The 19,381-nt window shown below is 43.2% G+C and carries 8 protein-coding genes; 1 reads left to right on the top strand and 7 read right to left on the bottom strand.

The window, feature by feature from the left end; translation table 11 throughout:
• Positions 1–28: 28 nt before the first annotated feature.
• The 7 genes from QUA20_RS24715 to QUA20_RS24685 form a co-directional block, all read right to left on the bottom strand.
• A complete protein-coding gene (locus QUA20_RS24715) occupies positions 29–4,306 on the bottom strand; it encodes an amino acid adenylation domain-containing protein (RefSeq protein ID WP_333191964.1) in 4,278 nt (1,425 codons plus the stop codon).
• Entirely contained in the window at positions 4,303–9,042 is a 4,740-nt protein-coding gene (locus QUA20_RS24710; protein WP_333191963.1) for an SDR family NAD(P)-dependent oxidoreductase, read from the bottom strand. Before QUA20_RS24710 ends, QUA20_RS24715 begins: the two co-directional genes overlap by 4 nt.
• A gap of 129 nt (positions 9,043–9,171) precedes the next feature.
• On the bottom strand, positions 9,172–12,642 hold the full coding sequence (locus tag QUA20_RS24705) for an amino acid adenylation domain-containing protein (RefSeq protein ID WP_333191962.1): 3,471 nt from the start codon (positions 12,640–12,642) through the stop codon (positions 9,172–9,174).
• A gap of 61 nt (positions 12,643–12,703) precedes the next feature.
• Entirely contained in the window at positions 12,704–14,212 is a 1,509-nt protein-coding gene (locus QUA20_RS24700) for a 3-oxoacyl-[acyl-carrier-protein] synthase III C-terminal domain-containing protein (RefSeq protein ID WP_333191959.1), read from the bottom strand.
• Positions 14,213–14,311: 99 nt separating this feature from the next.
• Positions 14,312–15,682: a salicylate synthase gene (locus tag QUA20_RS24695; RefSeq protein ID WP_333191956.1), complete on the bottom strand. Its 1,371-nt coding sequence runs from the start codon at positions 15,680–15,682 to the stop codon at positions 14,312–14,314.
• Positions 15,682–17,223 carry a benzoate-CoA ligase family protein gene (locus QUA20_RS24690; RefSeq protein ID WP_333191954.1) on the bottom strand — a complete coding sequence of 514 codons (1,542 nt, stop codon included), beginning with the start codon at positions 17,221–17,223 and terminating at the stop codon, positions 15,682–15,684. The genes QUA20_RS24695 and QUA20_RS24690 overlap by 1 nt, the downstream gene beginning before the upstream one ends.
• Positions 17,220–17,468 (bottom strand): acyl carrier protein, encoded by a 249-nt coding sequence (locus QUA20_RS24685; protein WP_333191953.1) that lies wholly within the window; start codon positions 17,466–17,468, stop codon positions 17,220–17,222. Before QUA20_RS24685 ends, QUA20_RS24690 begins: the two co-directional genes overlap by 4 nt.
• Positions 17,469–18,076: 608 nt before the next feature.
• On the opposite strand from QUA20_RS24685, the gene QUA20_RS24680 reads away from it, so the two are divergent.
• Complete coding sequence (locus QUA20_RS24680) at positions 18,077–18,841, top strand: thioesterase II family protein (protein WP_333191950.1); 765 nt, start codon at positions 18,077–18,079, stop codon at positions 18,839–18,841.
• Positions 18,842–19,381 lie beyond the last annotated feature (540 nt).

Below are 19,381 nucleotides of genomic sequence, written 5' to 3'. Positions count from 1 at the left end.
TGATAATTTAAAATCGCAACTCCAAAATCTAATTTATCCTCCCCCGATGCTTCTGTCTGGATTGTTGTTGTTGACCTCGTAAAGTTTGGCGATCGCTCCGTATTGAGCCTCGCTCTTGACCTTGTTCGGTCGAGGTTTTTGTAGTTTCATTTTGATTTAAATATTTGAGCAAAGAAGAAATAGTTGGGGCTTTAAACATATCAACTATCGGTATTTTTTTACCCAATATTTCTTGCAATTTGAGTTGAGTCTTGACCATGAGTAACGAATTACCCCCCAACTCAAAGAAATTGTCATGAATTCCCACTTTTTCGAGTTGAAGTAGCTGTTGCCAAACCCCTGCAATTAGTTGTTCGGAATCAGTTACTGGCTCAACGTAAGCCGCACTCTGCTGGGGAAGCAGACTCTCTAGCGCAGACAAGGCGAGGCGATCGACTTTACCATTCCGTGTTAATGGTAAGTCGTCTAGTAGCACATAACCAGAAGGTACCATATATTCGGGAAGTTTCTGCTGCAAGAAATCGCGTAATTCATCAGTTAATGATTCTGATCGATCGTTCTGAAATGTTGCAGGTTTTTCCTCCAACCACTGCTTAGTCCAACTTGGATCTATTCCTCCGCCTACCATATTGTGAAGTAAAATTTGACTGGATTCGAGTGCCAATAAATCTCGCAATTGGTCAAATTCTATCGAACCAATAGGACACAAACCAATTTCATATTTTGGCGCGGTTTCCATCAGTAACTGACTGATATAACCCGCCTCCAACATACAAAAATCTCGCGTCACTTCTCCATACATCGGCGCGCTCGCACTCAGTTGCCCGATCAAAAATAGAGAAAAAGCCGATTCCTCAAAAATTAGCTGATTTTTTTGATAGATCCTGCTGTTAATATTACTAGCAGCACTCACAAATACCAAACGGTGGTAAGTAGGATTGTAATAGTAAAATCCACTTTCTAACCCTTCCACTCGGTTGGGTTTAACATACAAATATGCCTGCACGGGGTAGAGCCCACCAGCGGAAGCATAGCGATATTTAGGTAAAGGGGAACTATCCAGCGTTATTGGTAGCAGGCAACTTAAAAACTCACCTAACTGTTTCAAAGAAATGGCTTTATCTAAAAATTGCCGATAACTTTGACGCTGCAAATAAGCCTGGTTCATAATTTCATCAAACTCAGGTTTTGGCAACTCAATACTGGGTTGAGTGGGTTGAAGCTGTCGCAGTCCTAGTTGTTTGAACTTAAATTCAATGCGTTCTGCCGGATCGATTAATACTCCTTCAAGTTGACCCGGCTCATAAGCTTCAGCCAGCTTATTTTCGGTAGAAATTTTCTGTTTGGGGACGATGTAAGCCACCAAGCGCTGTTGGTTAGACTCGTTACCCACAACTGTAACTACAGAAGCTTTTACATTGGGATGTTGGGTTAAAGCCGCTTCGATTTCTCCGGTCTCAATGCGCTGTCCTCGAATCTTGATCTGGAAATCTACTCGTCCTAAAAACTCGATGTTGCTATCTGGTAAATAGCGACCTAAATCTCCCGTGCGATAAATCCGTTCTCCCGTGCGCGGATGAGTGATGAAATTAGTTTTAGTCTTTTCTTCGTCCTGCCAGTAACCTTTTGCTAATTGTACGCCAGCGCAGTACATTTGACCCGGAACCCACACCGGACAATCTTCTAAAGATTCGTTCAAAATGTAATATTTGGCGTTAGCCATCGGTTGACCGTAGGGAATACTTTTCCAGTTTGGGTCTTCTTTTTCGATGAGATAACCGATGTTCCAAATTGTAGTTTCAGTCGGACCACCAATACTAAGGATTTGGATACTTGACAGTAAAGATTTTAGTCGTTCTGGCAAAGAAATCGGTAGCCAATCTCCACCCAAAATTGCCAAACGCAAACTTAAAGGAATAGTTGCCGATTGCTGTTCGACATAACTAACTAACATCTCCATCATCGCCGGGACTGAATTCCATAAAGTCACTTTTTCTCGCACCATTAAATCTACCCAGCGCGATGGATCTTTGACCGCTTCAGCATCTGGCATGACAATGCTACCTCCAGCACTTAAAAGACCAAAAATGTCGTAAACAGATAAGTCGTGATTGAGCGCGGTTACAGCTAGGATAGAGTCTTGGTAACTGACATTAAAGCGTCTATTAGTGTGGACAACCACATTCACCACGTTGCGATGAGTAATCATTACTCCTTTGGGTTTGCCTGTGGAACCCGAGGTGTAAATTACATAAGCTAAATCGTCTGGTTTTTGAACTGGATCTAATGCTTGTTTGCTTTCTTTTGCTAAGTCTTCATTGTCTAAACAGAGTAGTTGAATTCCTTCACGCCCAGTAAGTTTTTCTTTTAACCTCGATTGAGTCAAAACAATTTCAACTTGGCTGTTTTCTAAGAGATAAAACAAGCGTTCTTCCGGCAATCCGGGGTCGATGGGTACGTAAGCAGCACCGGCAGCTAAAATGCCCATAACTGCAACAATTTGTTCCCATCCTTTCTCCATTACTATGGCGACTAACCGACCGGGAAGAACTCCTAATTGCCGCAGTTGATGACCGACTTGATTCGATCTCTCGAATAATTCCTGATAGGTTAAGCTGCTAGTGGAAGTTACCACAGCCGTTTTTTCTGGTCGCTGTTTAACTTGAGTTGAAAACAAACTGTGGAGTAACGTATCTGATACTTCAGCCGCAGTATTGTTGATAGCTGCGCGTTGTTCTAATTGTGCGGGTGGTATTAATTGCGGCGCTGTTTCTTGCCAAGTGTTTTCTTCATCAGCTAAGCGTTGCAGGAGACTACAAGCTGCGTCGAACATATCATCGATCATCCCTTCTGGGAATAGTTCGTCTACAACTTGCCAAGTGTAGGTTAGAGAGCCATCCGACTCCACGAAATAGATATTATCTATCCAAATTTGCGGGGTTTGGTAGACGTTATAAACCACTTTTCCCAGAGGAATATCTCCGATCGCATTATTACCATCCACATCTTGAGGAGTAGTCGTAAATACGATCGGCATTGCGACTCCTCCCGCCTTGCCTTGAACCTTAGCTAATTCCCGCAGGACTCGCACGCCAGTTACATAGTCGTGTTCTAAATCCTGCCAAAGTTGCGACTGAATGCGCTGCGATCGCACTTCAAATGATTCATTTCCTGAGTTGTCTATTTCTAGGAGAGTAAATGATACCAATTCTCCCATAATATCGTAGACTTGAGGATGCAATGGTAGGCGATTGAATCGCGGCACGTTGATAGTAAATCTCTGGTTTTTAGTCCACCGTCCTATCACTTCCGCGTAGACAGCAAGCAATGTTCCAGCTAAGGTTAAACTTCCTTTAGCAGCTCGATTTGTTAGTCTTTGTACCGCTTGAGATTCTATTTTGTATTTGAGACTAACAAATCGAGGGTTTTTGAGATTGCTGGGATTTTGTGCTAGGGGTAATTCCGGTGCTGGTGGTAACGTGGGGATACGAGATAGCCAATATTTTAAAGATTTTTGATAGAGGGGTGAATTTTCGAGATCTATCACAGCTAAAACGTAGTCTCGGAATGAAAGTTCTAGGGTTGAGGGGAAGCGATCGGGAGCTTCGTAGAGTTCTTTTAACTCTCGGAATAAAAGCTGTAAACTCCTACCATCAAGACACCAGCCATCGATGCTGATATGAAGCCTGCTGCTATTTTCATCTAATTGAGATGCGACGATTTCAAATTGAGGCCACTGTTCGAGAGGTAACATTTGGTGCGAGAGGCGATCGCGAATCATTTCTATTTGAAAAGCTACAGCCTCAGCGTCTTTTCCCCGCAGATCTAATACCTGAATTTCATAAGGCGGTACTTGCGGCAAAATTTGCTGCTGTCCATCCGGCAAAACGATCGCTCGCAGCATATCGTGACGGTTAATTAACTGCTGCCAAGCTAAATTTAATCGGTCTATATTTAGATCGACGATCTCGATTTCTGTATAGCTGTGGATCGACACATTCCCCATATCAAAAGAATCCGTTCTACCGATCCAGTAAGCCTGCTGCATATCGTTGAGCGGGAAAGGCTGATACCGATTTTTTAGGTCTGGTGAAATCAAAGGCAATGTTTGGTCTTGAATGCTGGAATGTTCGCTAAATTTATTTAGAAATGTCAGGATTTCAGTTTTGCGATCGGTCAATTGTTCGCGCAACGCAGGTGTCAAAATTTCCTTCGGAGCATTGCAGCGCAGGCGATCGTTATCTACCCAAAGTTTGATACCGAGTTCGCTGAGGTTGAATAAAAATTCGTCAATTGATTGTTTCATAATTCGATCTCCATTCTGTCATCTAATTCAGTATTAATAGGCGCTTGGAATTTTTCAGTAGTCAAACGAATCTTCTCGATGTACTGGGAAATATCGGCTACAGTGGGTGCATCAAAGAGGATGCTTAACGGCAAATCCATCTTGATGGCTAGGCGCATCTGAGCAATAACTTGGGTGGCTAATAAGGAATGTCCGCCTAATTCAAAAAAGTTGTCATGGATACCTACTTGCTTAACACCTAGAAACTTTTGCCAAATGTTAGCGATCGTTTCTTCGAGCTCGTTGAGGGGAGCAATATAAGCATTGCTTAATTCGGGTCGAGGGTGTCTTGGTTGGGATAAATTAGTCGTTTCTCCGGTTTCTGAAAAACTTAGTATGCTATCCGAATTATGCCGAGCGATTAAGGTCATCAAATCGCGGGTCGATACTAAAACTTGGGGCAATTTCCTCTCTAAAATTCGTCGAAAAACGTTAATACCTTCTGACGGTAATAATCCATCTTCGGTAAATTTTGTTGGCAATCCTTTTGCAGGAAACTGGAGATTGGGAGAAGCTAATACATTATATTTTACCTCTTCCGCTTCCCTTTTCTCATGCCAGGGGAGCGCAATTTTGCTAATATCTTTGGCTGCTGTCATGTATTCAAAGGCGCCAACTATTTCCGAAATTGGAAATACTTGATTTCGCTCGAACTGTTTCACCTCTTCAGCAGCCATTCCCACTTCTTGCCAAGCATCCCAGTTAATACAAGTGGTGAACGTGCCATTTGTGGAGTTTTTATAGTGAGAAAAAGCATCCATAAAAGCATTAGCTCCAGCATAATCCACCTGTCCAACTCCGCCTATCACCGAAGCGAGAGAAGAGAACAAAACAAAGAAATCTAACTCGACATCTTTGAGTAGAAGATCGAGCACCAAAGTACCTTTTACTTTAGGAGCTAAAATACGTTCAGCTTCCTCCCGCGTTTTGCGTTGAATTATACCGCCTCCAGGAACCCCAGCAGCGTGAATCACGCCATCGATATGACCGAATTGTTTTTGAGCAATCTCGATCGCAACCTGCATTTGTTCTAAATTAGTAACATCAGCGGTAGCTACCAAAACCTCTGCACCAGACTCTTCAAATTCGAGTAATTTGCGAATCTTGCGACTAATGTTATCTTGGTCATCGTGAGTAGCTAACCATTGCGAGCGCTCGTTGCGATCGGGAAACGCAGAACGTCCTACTAAAACCAGTTTTGCTCTGACTGTTTTCGCCAAATTCTCTGCTAAAACAAGACCAATTCCCCCCAGTCCACCTGTAATTAAATAAACTCCTCCTTCCCTCAAAACTGGTGTTTCTTCTAGTGCTTCATTTAGTTGAACTGGCTCAAAACTTTGTAACCAGCGATTATTGCCCCGATAAGCAACGATCGCATCATTAGATTTGGGGTTGTCAGCTACGATCTCTGTCAATAGTTGGTCTAGGAGTTTTTCTTGCCAACTTCCCGAAGATGGAAGCACAACATCAATGCTGCGACAATTGATATTTGGATATTCTTGCGCGATCGCTTTCACAGTTCCCAGCAAAGTTGCTTTTTCTGGACAGAGCAATTCATCTCCAGTTACTTCCTGTAGGTTATTAGAAAAAACCACAATTTGCAACTCATTAGTTAAATTCTCATCCCCCAAAGCTTGCGCTAGAAATAGTAGACTATAAAATCCTGTTTCTTGCGCTCTGTCAATCCATTCCCAGCCCGATTGTTGAGTTTCGCCCGTCACAGTCCACAAATGCGCGATCGTTTTGGGAATATTCTCTCTGTCAAAAAGTGCTTTAACCAAAGCCTTGTAGTCCTGGGGTTGTTGAGGATTGATAGTATATACATCTTCCCCAAATTTGGCAAATTCTGACCCAATTTTGACTGTAATTACTTCTTGATTTTGCCGCTCCAATCGTTTCAAAAATTCAACACCCAAACCGCATTCATCGATAAATACCAGATAGCATGACTGAACTTGCACGGTATTCGATTTATGCGTTGAGAGAAGAGAACGTTTCCACGAGGGAATATAAAACCAATCTGCAATATCTGGTTTTCTATCCAACTTTACTTGAGGATTAGTAGCTGATTCTGCTGGTGGATCTATCCAATAACGTTGGCGCTCAAAAGGATAAGTTGGTAGGGGGATGCGATCGCGTTTTTCACTTGCATAAAATCCCGACCAATCTACCCGCACTCCTGCTAGCCAAAGTTTACCCAGAGTATTCAGTAAAAATCCTGAATCTGACTCTTTATCCTTGGGATGAGGAAGCGAAGAAAGTACGATTCGTCCAGATGCTTGCTGTTTAGCCAGCGTAGTTAATGTTCTTCCCGGCCCAACTTCGAGGAAAATGAGTTGAGAATCTTTAATTAACTCGGCAATTCCTTCAGAAAATCGCACGGTTTCCCGCAAATGTCGCGCCCAATAATTCGGATCGATAGCTTCAGCAGCGGTAATCCAAGTACCAGTAAAATTGGAGATAAAGGGAATTTGAGGAGGAGTGAATTTTACTTTTTTAAGTGCTAGCACAAACGGTTCGATAATCGAATCCATCATTGCGGAATGAAACGCATGAGAGGTATGCAAGTGGCGATATTCTATCCCCTTTTCTGCTAGTTGACGTTCGAGGTTTTCTACCGCTTCTATCGTTCCTGAAACCACGCTCAAAGATGGACTATTACTGGCGGCTAAAGAGAGGTTTTCATTCAAAAATAATTGAACTTTTTCCGCAGATAAACTTACGGAAATCATCCCCCCGCCAGGTAACTGTTGCATCATTTTTCCGCGAGTAGCTACCAGCAACAAAGCATCTTCTAAAGAGAACACGCCACCGATACAAGCTGCTACATATTCGCCAATACTGTGACCGATGATCGATTGGGGCTGTATTCCCCAGGATATCAATAATTTGGCGAGCGCGTATTCAATAACAAATAGCGCGGGTTGAGTAATAGCAGTTTGCTGTAATTGTTGCGTTGTTTTTTCGGTTTCTTCCTTACTGGGGTAAATCAACATACCCAAATCTAACCCTAAATGAGGTTGAAGTAATTTAAAACACCGATCGCACTCTTCTCGAAATATTAATTCGCTCTGATAAAGTTCCCGCGCCATATTGACATATTGCGAGCCTTGTCCTGTAAACATGAAAACGACGGCGCGATCGCTTGATTCGATAAAATTAGTAAATACTCGCTGGGGATTGTTCGATGTGAGAGTTTTTACTGCATCCTCAACGTTCTCTGCTACGATCGTCCGGCGATAATTGAATGCTCGACGACCGACTTGCAGGGTGTAAGCTACATCGGCAAGATTGACATCGGAATACTTCTCTAAATAGTTAACTAAATTAGTTGTAGCTGTTTCTAATCCCGAATTAGTTTTAGCTGACAGTATTAATAATTGTTGGGCGCGAGAAGGACTAGACGCTTCTGATGTAGGAGCTTCTTCGAGAATTAGATGAGCATTAGTACCGCCAATCCCAAAAGAGCTCACTCCAGCACGGCGAGGATTACCGTTAGCTTTCCATTTTGAAAGTTTACTGTTGACATAAAACGGACTATTTTCAAAGTCTATCTGCGGATTTGGTGTCTCAAAATTTATACTGGGAGGCAGTAATTTGTGATGCAGTGCCAAAATAGTTTTAATTAAACCTACAATTCCAGCGGCCGCATCTAAATGCCCTACATTTGTTTTGACCGAGCCGATCGCACAGTAACCTTTCTTATCAGAATTTGCTCGAAAAGCTTGTGTCAGCGCCGCGATTTCGATCGGATCGCCTAAAGGAGTTCCGGTTCCGTGAGCTTCTATATAACTGATTGTTTCTGGCTCAACTTCCGCCATAATTTGAGCCGAGCGAATTACCCTCGATTGACCCTCTTCACTGGGAGCAGTATAGCCAACTTTTAATCCACCATCATTATTAATAGCCGATCCTTTAATAACAGCATAAATGCAATCTCGCTCTGCGATCGCATCATCCAACCGCTTGAGAACAACAACACCAATTCCATTACCGCCAATTGTACCGTTTGCTTTGGCATCAAAAGCTCTGCACTTGCCATCAGGAGAAATAATTCCTTCTGGCGATAGTGTTAGTTCGTTTTGAGGAACTTTGACAGCAACACCAGCCGCCAAAGCCATATCGCATTCGCCACTTAATAAGCTTTGACAAGCTAAATGAACTGCCACTAATGAACTAGAACAAGCTGTTCCTACACTAACACTCGGCCCTTTCAGATTCAATTTGTAGGAGACGCGAGTAGGAACGTAATCCTTATCGACTCCAACCAGAGTTTGCAAGAAACTCATTGAATCCATCAATTCTCGGTTGGGATGAAGGTTATAAAGCAAGTAAGTGCTAATTCCCGTTCCCGCATAAACTCCGATCGGTCTTTGTTCGATTTCAGAGTCATAGCCAGCATTTTCCAGCGCTTCCCAAGCACACTCTAAAAACATTTTGTGTTGGGGATCCATCGTTTCTGCTTCTCTAGGATTAAAGCCAAAGAAAGAAGCATCGAATAGTTCTATATTATCGAGAATAGAGCCTACTTTTGTTGTGCCATCGGCTAATTTATTTGGTCTTGGATTTGGAAAGGTTGAAGTTAAATTTACCCCAGCTTTCAAATTCTCCCAAAAGTCATCAATGCTTTTACTTCCTGGAAATCTTCCAGACATACCTACGATCGCAATTTCTAATCCATTTTTTTCGTAACTCATCGGCTTCTATTTCCTCTCAATATCTATGTTCATCTGTCGTAAAAATTTAACCCGGCACTTATGTAATATCCATAACCACAAATAAAGTTAATGCTTATCTTTATACTCCTAAAGTGGAGTAAATAACTTTCAAAGATTCATAAGCCGGGATTTTTGAAATCTTTGCTGGAGGCGATTTTTTCCTTGTTGGATTTTCTCTTCCGCTTCAGCTTTGGGCTCGTGCAATAAGGAGACAGATTTTTGGTTTAAGTGCTTTGCTAAAGCACTAATTGTTGAGTATTTAAACAAATCAGTCAATGCAATATATTGTACCATGTCTGGCAGCAAATCTCGCAGCCTCCTGTAAAATTTTGTGATTAGTAATGAATTGCCACCCAAGTCAAAGAAATTATCGTTAATGCCTACCTTCTCTAGTTCCAAAATCTCTCTTACAGCAGTAGCAATTGTTTGTTCAACTTCGCTTTTTGGGGGAACGTAAGCAACTTCTACTTTTTGGAAAAAACTATCTTGAATAAGCAGATCACGACGGTCTACTTTCCCATTAGCAGAAAGGGGTAAAGCATCAAGAAATGTAAAAGCTGATGGCATCATGTAATCGGGTAACTTCTTTTTAAGAAATTCGCTAACTTCTTCAATAGTAGGATTTGGTTTTCTGTCGGAAATAAGGTATGCTACCAACTGCTGTTTATGCTGTTCCCCAATTGCTGCCACTACCGAAGCTTTCACATTAGGATGCTGTGTCAAAGCCGCCTCAATTTCTCCGACTTCAATGCGGTGTCCCCGAATCTTAATCTGGAAATCAACTCGTCCTAAAAATTCAATGTTGCCATCAGGATGATAACAACCTAAATCTCCTGTCCGATACAGACGTTCTCCCGTGCGCGGATGAGTAATAAAACTGTCGCCAGTCTTTTCTTCATTGCGCCAATAGCCTTTTGCCAACTGCACCCCAGCACAGTACATTTGTCCCGTAACCCACATCGGACAGTCTTCTAAAGCGTCGTTCAAAATATAATATTTCGAGTTCGCCATCGGTTGACCGTAGGGAATGCTCTTGCAATTTGGATCGACTTTTTCAATGAGATAGCCAATATTCCAAATAGTAGTTTCAGTCGGGCCGCCAATGCTGAGAATTTGGGTATTTGGTACTAGGGATTTTATGCGAGTTGGTAAAGAAATCGGCAGCCAATCTCCTCCTAAAATTGCCAGTCGCAAACTTTTTAGTATCGCTCCAGATTCACCCTCCATGTAATCTACCAACATCTCCATCATCGCCGGAACTGAGTTCCATAATGTTACCCCTTCTCTTATCATTAAATCTACCCAATGACGGGGATCTTTCACAGCAACAGCATCCGGCAAAACGATCGCGCCGCCAGCACTCAAAAGACCGAAGATATCGTAAACGGACAAATCGTGATTGAGAGCGGTCAAAGCTAAAATTCGGTCTTGCGAACTAACATTAAAACGCTGATTCGTATAAACAACAACATTCGCCACATTGCGATGAGTAATCATCACCCCTTTTGGCAATCCTGTAGACCCAGAAGTATAGATAACATAAGCTAAATCGTCTGGTGTTTGAACGGGATTTAATGCTTGCTTGCTTTCTCCGGCTAAGTCTTCATTATCTACGCATATTAGTTGAATTACCGAGCGCCAAGTAAGCTTTTCTTTCAACCGAGATTGAGTTAAAACTATCTGAACTTCGCTATTTTCTAACAGATAAAATAAGCGTTCTTCAGGTAATCCTGGATCGATGGGGAGGTAAGCAGCACCTGCAGCCAAAATACCCATAACTGCGACAATTTGTTCCCATCCTTTCTCCATTACTATAGCGACTAGCTGATTGGGAATAACCCCTAATTGGCGCAATCGATGACCGACTTGATTCGATCGATCGAATAATTCCTGATAAGTTAATGTTCGTGCGGATGAAATGACCGCCTTTTCACCTCCTCTTTCCCGGACTTGCGCGGCAAATAAACTATGCAGTAAATCATCTGGAATCGCTGCGTCTGTAGAATTAATCGCATTTCTTTGCGCTAATTGCGCCGGAGGTAAAAGTTGCCGATTCGTTTCCACCCAGGCAGATTCAGACTTAGCAAGTTGCTTGAGAAAACGGCAATATGCCTCAAACATATCTGCGATCGCACCTTCCGGGAAAAGTTCTTCAACTACGTCCCAATTAAATGTCAATGCTTCTTTTTCTTCCCAAACTTGAATATCCATCCAAGCTTGGGATGCTTGACTAATTCCATATACCAATTCCCCAAAATGACTGAACGTTAAAGTTTCTTGTCCCAGAGAACGGAAGCCGAGAGTGCTCGTAAAAACAATTGGCATCGCGCTAGGAGTTGTTCCTCTGCGGCGAGCCAATTCCCGCGTCACACTGACTCCACTAAAATAGCGATGTTCTAAATCTTGCCACAGTTGTTTCTGAAGGCGAATGGCTCGATCGATAAACGACTCACAAGCGGAATTATTTACTGCTAAAAGAGTGACGGAGGTAAAGTCTCCTAAGATGTCATGAACTTGAGGATGTAGCGGTAAACGATTAAATAAAGCCAGATTAATTGTAAATTTTTGGCTTTGACTCCAAAGCGCGATAATTTCAGCAAAAGCTGCCAGTAATAGCCCAGAAGGAGTCACACCCGCTTGCGCCGATCGCAACTTTAACTGTTGCCAATCAGTTCGTTCCAGTCCGCTTTCGTAGCGCCTGTTGCGATGCTCTTTGAGTTCTTTAGGATTTTTGGCGAGAGGTAAGTCCGGTGCTAGAGATAGAGTATCCAGACGACTCAACCAATATTCGTGCGATCGCTTATATAATTCCGTATCTTGCAATGCTTGTTCTGCCAAAACATAATCTCGAAATGTTATTTCTAACGGTGGCAATATCGCATCAGGATTTTGATACAGTTGAAACCACTCATCAAATAACCGAAACAAACTCCAAGCATCAAATACTTGCAAATCGTAGCTGATATGCAGCCGAACTACATCCCCATTTAACCGCGTTGCTCTAAACTCAAATAAAGGCCATTGGTCAGCAGGTAAAACTTGATGGGATAGGCGATCGCGAATTGCTTCAATCTCAGAGGTTACAACTTCTTTCTCCTGTCCCCTCAGATCCAAAACCTCCATTTGATATGTAGGAACTTGTTTGAGAACTTGTTGCTGGCCATCCGGCAATACTATTGCCCTCAGCATATCGTGGCGATCGATTAATTTGGGCAACGCCGCGTTCAATCTTTCCACGTCTAAGGCGTGACATTCAATCTCGTAGTAACCGTGATTTGCGACATTTCCTAAGTCTAATACCCCACTACGACCCACCCAAAATGCGTGCTGCATATCAGTCAAGGGAAAAGGTTCGTAGCGCAAATCTGGTGCTGGCTTAATTATTGGTAAAGAAGTAGAACTCGCACTCATGCTGTTCTGGCGCAATAACAGGATAAGTTCTGCTTTATGTTCAATTAATGAGTTACGCAATTCGGGAGTAATTGCTCCTTTCGGCGCATCAATTTCTAGCGAACTTCCATTGCTAGAAAGTTTTACGCCTTGGTTAGATAAAGTGTTTAAAAGTAAATGTAAATTCATATTTTTAGCTTGAAGTTAGTATTGCACCAATTGACAATCGTTTGTTTCTTAGATGTTCAAATCAAATACTTAATACTTCCCTTTCTTCCTCTGCTTTGAATTCGGTAACAAAACCCGATTCTGATGCCGTTAAGTTCGCTAAAGCTAATTGATTAAGTACGAGTTCGGCTAATTGAGTTATGTTGTTGTCCCCAAAGAATCTTTCTATTGGCACTCGCACTTGTAGATCCGTCTCGATTCGACTCCTTAGTTCAAAAGCCATTAAGGAATCAAGCAGTAAAGCCAGAGAATGCTGGGGAGTTAGACTATCGAAAGGCACTTGTAAAGAATTGGTGAGCCATTCTATTAGATAAGTTTCCAATATTTGCTGCTGTTCTCTCGGTGCAGCGGCGAATAGTTTTTCCTTGGATAGAACAGCTTTTTGGACATCGAAAAGATTAACTGCGCTCTTCTCTTCTTCTCGATTAACATTAATTGGGGGAGCAGGAGCAGTTCCTAGCGCTACATCACCCCAGCGCATTACCGTTGCAGCCGCAGTTGCAGCCGCGCCGTTGGTGTAAACGAGAACTAAATCATTTTCGCGAATTTTACCTGCAAGAGCAGCATGATATAAATTAGCGATCGCAAATACAGAACCGATATTTGCATACCAAGGATAAAGATCGATGGTGCGTTCTGGATCGATGCCCAATGCCCTAGCACAAAGCCTCGCATACCACGCTGTCGGAGTATTGAAGGCAAAAAAGTCAATTTGTTCGAGAGTCACGCCAGCCGCCGCCACAGCGCCCTCACAGCAAGTACGAACGAACTCCACACTTGTTTCGGCGAAGCTGCTGGCGTTCTCACCTGTCCGAGTACGCATTCCAGGCTTACCTTGCGCGTCTGTTATCAGTTCGTGTAAATACGCACCACAAGTAGCAGCAGTGTTAATTATTTTAGTGCCCAAAACTCCTCGATCGGGTTTGAGCGAATCCACCACAAAAGCTCCAGCAGCGTCTCCCATAGACCACGATAAAGTATCTTCCTCATCTACAGAGTTAGACTCAATGTGAGAAACAACCACCAAAACATTGCGATACTCTCCCGTTTGCACCAACGCACGCGCATTTTGCAGCGCAACTAACGCACTCGAACAAGTCGATTCCAGATTCCACGCCGGACATTGCAATTGCAATTCACCTGCGAGATAAGAGGCATTGCCAGGAACCAGTTGTTCGGGGAAAATAGAAGCAACGATCGCCAATTCCACTTGATCAGTAGAAAGTTTTGCTGCATCCAGCGCCTCCCTAGCAGCGCGACATTCCAGCATCAGCGACGATTCGCCTGCACCCAGCACCCGTCGCTCGACATTACCCCGAAAAGGGTCTGATAAATATGGTGCTACTTCTTGCGACCAAATAGCGAATCCATCATCGTCGGAGGTGAATTCATTAGACTGAGATAACCTCGTTCTTCTTGGCGAAGTTACAGCAAACAAATGAGGGAACTTTTCCAACCAATAATCATTAGTCCGAATGAGGCTGGGAAAACTGAGTGCAAGCGATCGAATACCGACTGAAGGATTCATCATAACCATTAAAACTAGGAGTAATTTTTAGGTACGTAGTTGGGCTTCAGCCCTCTTAGATAAGTAGTTGGGCTTTAGCCCTCCCGAAGCGCTGAAGCGCAACTAAGTACCTTTGCTTGCAGATTTAAAAACCAGATTTGTTAACATCGTATTCATCTTGTTAACAGACTCCACATACTCGTTTTCAGGAATAGATTCTGCCACAATTCCTGCACCAGCATTTAAGTAAACCCAATCGCCATATTGATAAGCCGAGCGAATTGCGATCGCGATATCTGCCATGCCATTGCTATTAACCCAACCGATACCCCCAGCATAAATTCCTCTCGGTTCTTTTTCCAGTCGCTCAATCCATTGGAGAGCTTTGTGTTTGTCAATCCCGGATACGGTGACACCCGGAAATAACACTTTCAAAGCATCCCATAAAGTTTTTTCTCCTTTTAGCTGACCGCCAATTCGCGATGATAGATGCTGCACGCACCTGTATTGCTTCACCTGCATGAAGTCAAAAATCCGAAGAGTTTCTGGTAGACAAACGTCAGCCATCTCACTTTGCGCCAGCCAGATCGAAAGCGCGTGTTCCTTTACCTCTTTAGCATCAGTAAATAACTCACTTTCCAATTGTAAATCTTCTTCCAAATTTTCCGATCTCGGTCTAGTTCCCGCCAATGGATTAGTAACTACAAAGCCATCAGCATTAACTTCCATTAAAATTTCAGGACTGAAGCCTACCGCACTTACTTCGCCAGCGTGCAAACAATACGATCGCGCTGAGTTGTTGTTTTTCGCTCCTAAAGCATAAGTTCCCAGCAAATCCATCTCCGCTTTCACTTTCACGGATCGGGAAATAATCGCTTTATGTAAATCGCCGCTTTGGATGGCTTGAATCAGCTCGCCTACATGGTTTTGATACTGTTCTCGATCGGCGAAATCTACAACTGGTGGTGTCGCTACATAGTCTCTCAATTCGCTATTTATTGATAACGCTTCCAAAACTTTTGTTGGCGACTTGATGCTTCTGATATGAACTCCTCTAGGAGCGATAAAAAGTTCGATTTCTGGAACTAAAAAATAGAGCAGAGGTTGTTCAATTGCCTTGGAGTAGGAGTAGTAGAAGCGAGCCACATCAAAGCCGATGTAACCATAAGCAGTCCAATTCTCGATCGGCAAAGATGCTAAGGCTGATTCTACTTGCTTGAGCGGATCGACAATCGGTTCTGACTTAATCTCACCCATAAAAGCGAGCGAAACATCGTCAGAACTTACCGATATTTCCGCTAAAACATTCCCAGCAATACGTACTTCGTTTTCACTTTTGTACATTACGTATTTGGAAAAAACCTCAGCATCTAATAGATTCTGCAACAGAATCAGAGCATCTCTCTGACCTGGGATGAATAGTTCGTGATAAGTTAATAAGTTGCTCGCTACCTGATACATGGGGTCAATTTTTGGGTGAAGGGAGTTAAACATTAAGGCATTTTCAGCAATGATTTGCGATGAATTTTTCCGGTGGGCGTGCGCGGTAATGTTTCCAAAAAGTGGATTTTTTTAGGAGCCTTAAAATGGGGTAATCTAGTCCTAGCTAATTGTCGAATTTTCTCTTCTAAATCGGGAGATTTCTCAAAGTCTGGTTTAAGGCTGACGTAAGCGATAATCTCAGTTAATTGTTCGCCGCGATCGCATTCTGGCACTACCGCCGCATCAAGAACTCCTTCGTGCTGGAGTAAGACATCTTCCACTTCAAACGGCGATACCCACATCCCATTTACTTTGAAGAAATCATCCTTACGTCCCATAAACCAGAAATAACCATCTGCATCCTGCAGATATTTATCCCCCGTTCGCATCGCGTTCCCGTAAAGAGCTTGTCGCGTTTCCCGCAGGCGATTCCAATACCCCAGCATGAGACTTTCTCCACTCACCTCTAGGTCGCCAATTTCCCCCGCCGGAACTGGGAAACCCTTTTCATCAACCACTCGCACATCATAACCGGAAAGTGGACGACCCGAACTGCCGGGACGACATTCTCCCTCTGCATTAGACAGAAAGATATGCAGCAATTCCGTCGTACCAATACCCTCATAAATCTCAATTCCGTAAGTGTCTCGCCACTTATACCAAATGGTTTTGGGTAGTTGTTCGGCGGCTGATAAGCACAACCTTAAAGATGAAGTATTTAGAGGCGCAATTTCATGCACTGAGAGAATGCTCGCATATATGCTGGGTATGCCAAACAAAATTGTCGGTCGGTAGCGATCGATGTCCGCGATAATATCAAAAGCATTATTGGCATCTGATAATATTGTCGCTGCACCAACTGCCATCGGCATATATAAACTATTCCCTAAACCGTAGGCAAAAGGCATCTTTGCTACTGAATAGGTGATGTCATCTTGATGCAAACCGAGTTTACCTTTACCGTACAGTTCTGCACACACTACCATGCTTTGGTGGTTGTGAATTACACCTTTGGGTTTACCCGTACTACCGGAAGTGTAAAGCCAAAAAGCAGGTTCATCTCCAGATGTCTCGGCGTAAGGTAGCTGTTCGTCTGTCTGCTGAGTCAGCAAAGACAAAAATGGTTTTTCTCCGTCTGCAAGGAGAATATTTTGCAAGAACTTAGACTGGATGGGAGTCAGTTTTTCTTGCCACTCTTGGTTAGTCACTAAGACTTTGGCGCGTGAATCTTGCAGGATATAGTGGATGTCATCGATCGTACAAGCCGTATTGATCGGAACTGGTACTGCACCGAGGAAAATTGCTCCCCAGAAAGCAAATACTGATTCTGGAGTGTCTGACAAAAGAATGGCTATCCGGTTTTCTCGCGCCAATCCTAATTCGGAGAATAATCTAGCTGTACGGCGGACAAAGCTGTTTAATTGGGCATAAGTATAAGTCCGATCCTGATGGTAAAACGCTACTTTCTCGCTACGTCCTTCTTGTGCCAGATTGCTTTCCAAGAAGTAAGCTGCAACGTTGAAGATGCTAGGTAATTTTTCAGAAATACTCATTTATGTTCGGCTGGCATCGCCGTTTCGATCTCATTACAGATTTGAGCTAATGTCATATCTTGGCGGGTTCCAAGTTTCAAGTTAACCCCCAATCTTCGTTTCAATTCCAGCGCAACTTGTACTGTTTCAACAGAGTCAAGTTGTAAATTCTCGCGCAGTAAAGTGTCTTGATGAAGGGACTCTTCGGGAATACCTAAATTAGCCAGTATTTCCTTCAGTGTATCCATCGCCTTTTGACTTCTCATGAAATAAACGATCCTTTGGACTTGTCATGGAATAAATAGTAGTGATGTTTTGACTTAATTTTCCTGGCTTTCACTTAAAAATGTCGATTTTTTCAGCGAACCGATCGTTAACGGCAAGAACAGCCTACATCAGCCACACTGACTTCGTTTGCTTGATTGTTGAGAACTCATTTCAATAAGCTAGATGAATTGTATTACCTATTCTCGATTCTTGGCAAGCCCTAATCAGGAAATTTTTGTAAAGTTTTATTAAGAGCAACAAACGGTTACGTATTAGACCTCGGTCAGATTTAGATTTTATTCATACAGCGCAAGGGTTTGAGATTATTTCTCGGAAATGTCTATTCAAGCTGACGGAGTGACAACGCCTCTCTCACCTCGATGAGCCAAGCGTTGAGGCTCCTTAACATTGAGAAGGATCGCAGCTTCTTGACAGAATTATTGATAATAATTATAGGTAGCAATCGCCAGAGTTGCTTATTGTCGGTTATCCAAACCCGAAAAAGTCGCGTAGGCGCAGTCAGCCGCAGGCATCGCCCGCACATATCTTTTTTGAGATAGATTAACTCAAACCCTTGCTGCGTCAAGTCTTTCAACAGTATTAATTTATGAACGCTACCATAACTGCAAACTCCTGGATTACCTATCCGAAACCCAATCCTGAAGCCAAGTTACGACTATTCTGCTTCCACTATGCCGGGGGTGGGGCTTTGAGCTATCGTGCTTTTCCAGGGAACCTACCGTCAGATGTAGAGGTTTGTCCGGTCGAACTTCCCGGACGTGGATTTCGACTGCTGGAAACTCCCTTCACCGAGATCGAGCCTCTAATTGATACTCTTGCTCTTACCATCCTGAGCAGCCTTAACAAACCTTTTGCTTTCTTCGGTCACAGTATGGGCGCATTGGTGAGCTTTGAACTGGCGCGACTACTCCGCAAACAGTACAACCAAAGTCCACTGCACCTATTTGTATCAGGACATCGCGCTCCTCAAATTCCCGATCGCGACCCGCCCATTCATGCTCTACCAGAACCAGAATTTTTACGACAATTGTGCCGTTATAACGGTACTCCCAAAGCGGTGCTAGAAAATGCCGAACTGATGGAACTGCTACTTCCTACTCTGCGAGCCGATTTTGCTGTGGTTGAAACTTACGCCTACACTCCTGAAGCGCCGTTAGATTGTCCGATCGCTGCTTTTGGTGGCTTAGAAGATTGGAAAGTCGGTATCGAAGACCTAGAAGCATGGCGAAAGCAGACAAACTCTGCTTTTTCGCTGGAGATGTTTCCCGGAGATCATTTCTACCTGCACTCAGCCCAAACACTTTTGCTACAGCGCCTTTCACAATTACTTTCAGCAGTTGAACTCCCATGAACTGGTAGGCTCAGTCATATAGCCCTGTCAAGGTCTATGCTGAGTCTGCTTAGCAGCCATCAAACTGTTGAAATCTCGAAGGCTTGGATCGTTAAACCTTCTTCGTTTAACTGAAGATATTGCCCCATTTTCAATTAGTACGATCGCCCGCATCCTGTGTCCTTAAGTCCGCATCGATCGGACGATCGTCTCAATCCCTATAGAACCCATTTGACATCTTTTCTTAAAAAAAAGGCGGCTAAACAAGCCGTCTCGCATAACTCAATAGCCACAAGATGACAAATCATGTGGCGATGGTGGCAAAAAAGCTGAAATCCATCTAGTATAAGGCTTACAGCAACAGCAATAGATATCAAATGGGTTCTATAGCGTTTCTCAAGCGTTGTGAGGTACGCGGGCTCCTTCTTATTATGCCCTATGCCCTATGCTCGAGAACACCTCAACCTAACTGAGAAAGGCTATATACAGCAGATTCCAGGCTCATGAAGTACAGTAGCAGCAGCTTGTAAACCAGTTTTTAAAGTGCTTAATATTGACTAA

This window comes from Microcoleus sp. Pol7_A1, assembly GCF_036701085.1.
In the GTDB taxonomy this organism is placed as follows: Bacteria; Cyanobacteriota; Cyanobacteriia; order Cyanobacteriales; family Microcoleaceae; genus Microcoleus; species Microcoleus asticus.
Note: the sequence above shows the minus strand (reverse complement) of the source record. Positions and strands in the feature narration are given on the sequence as shown.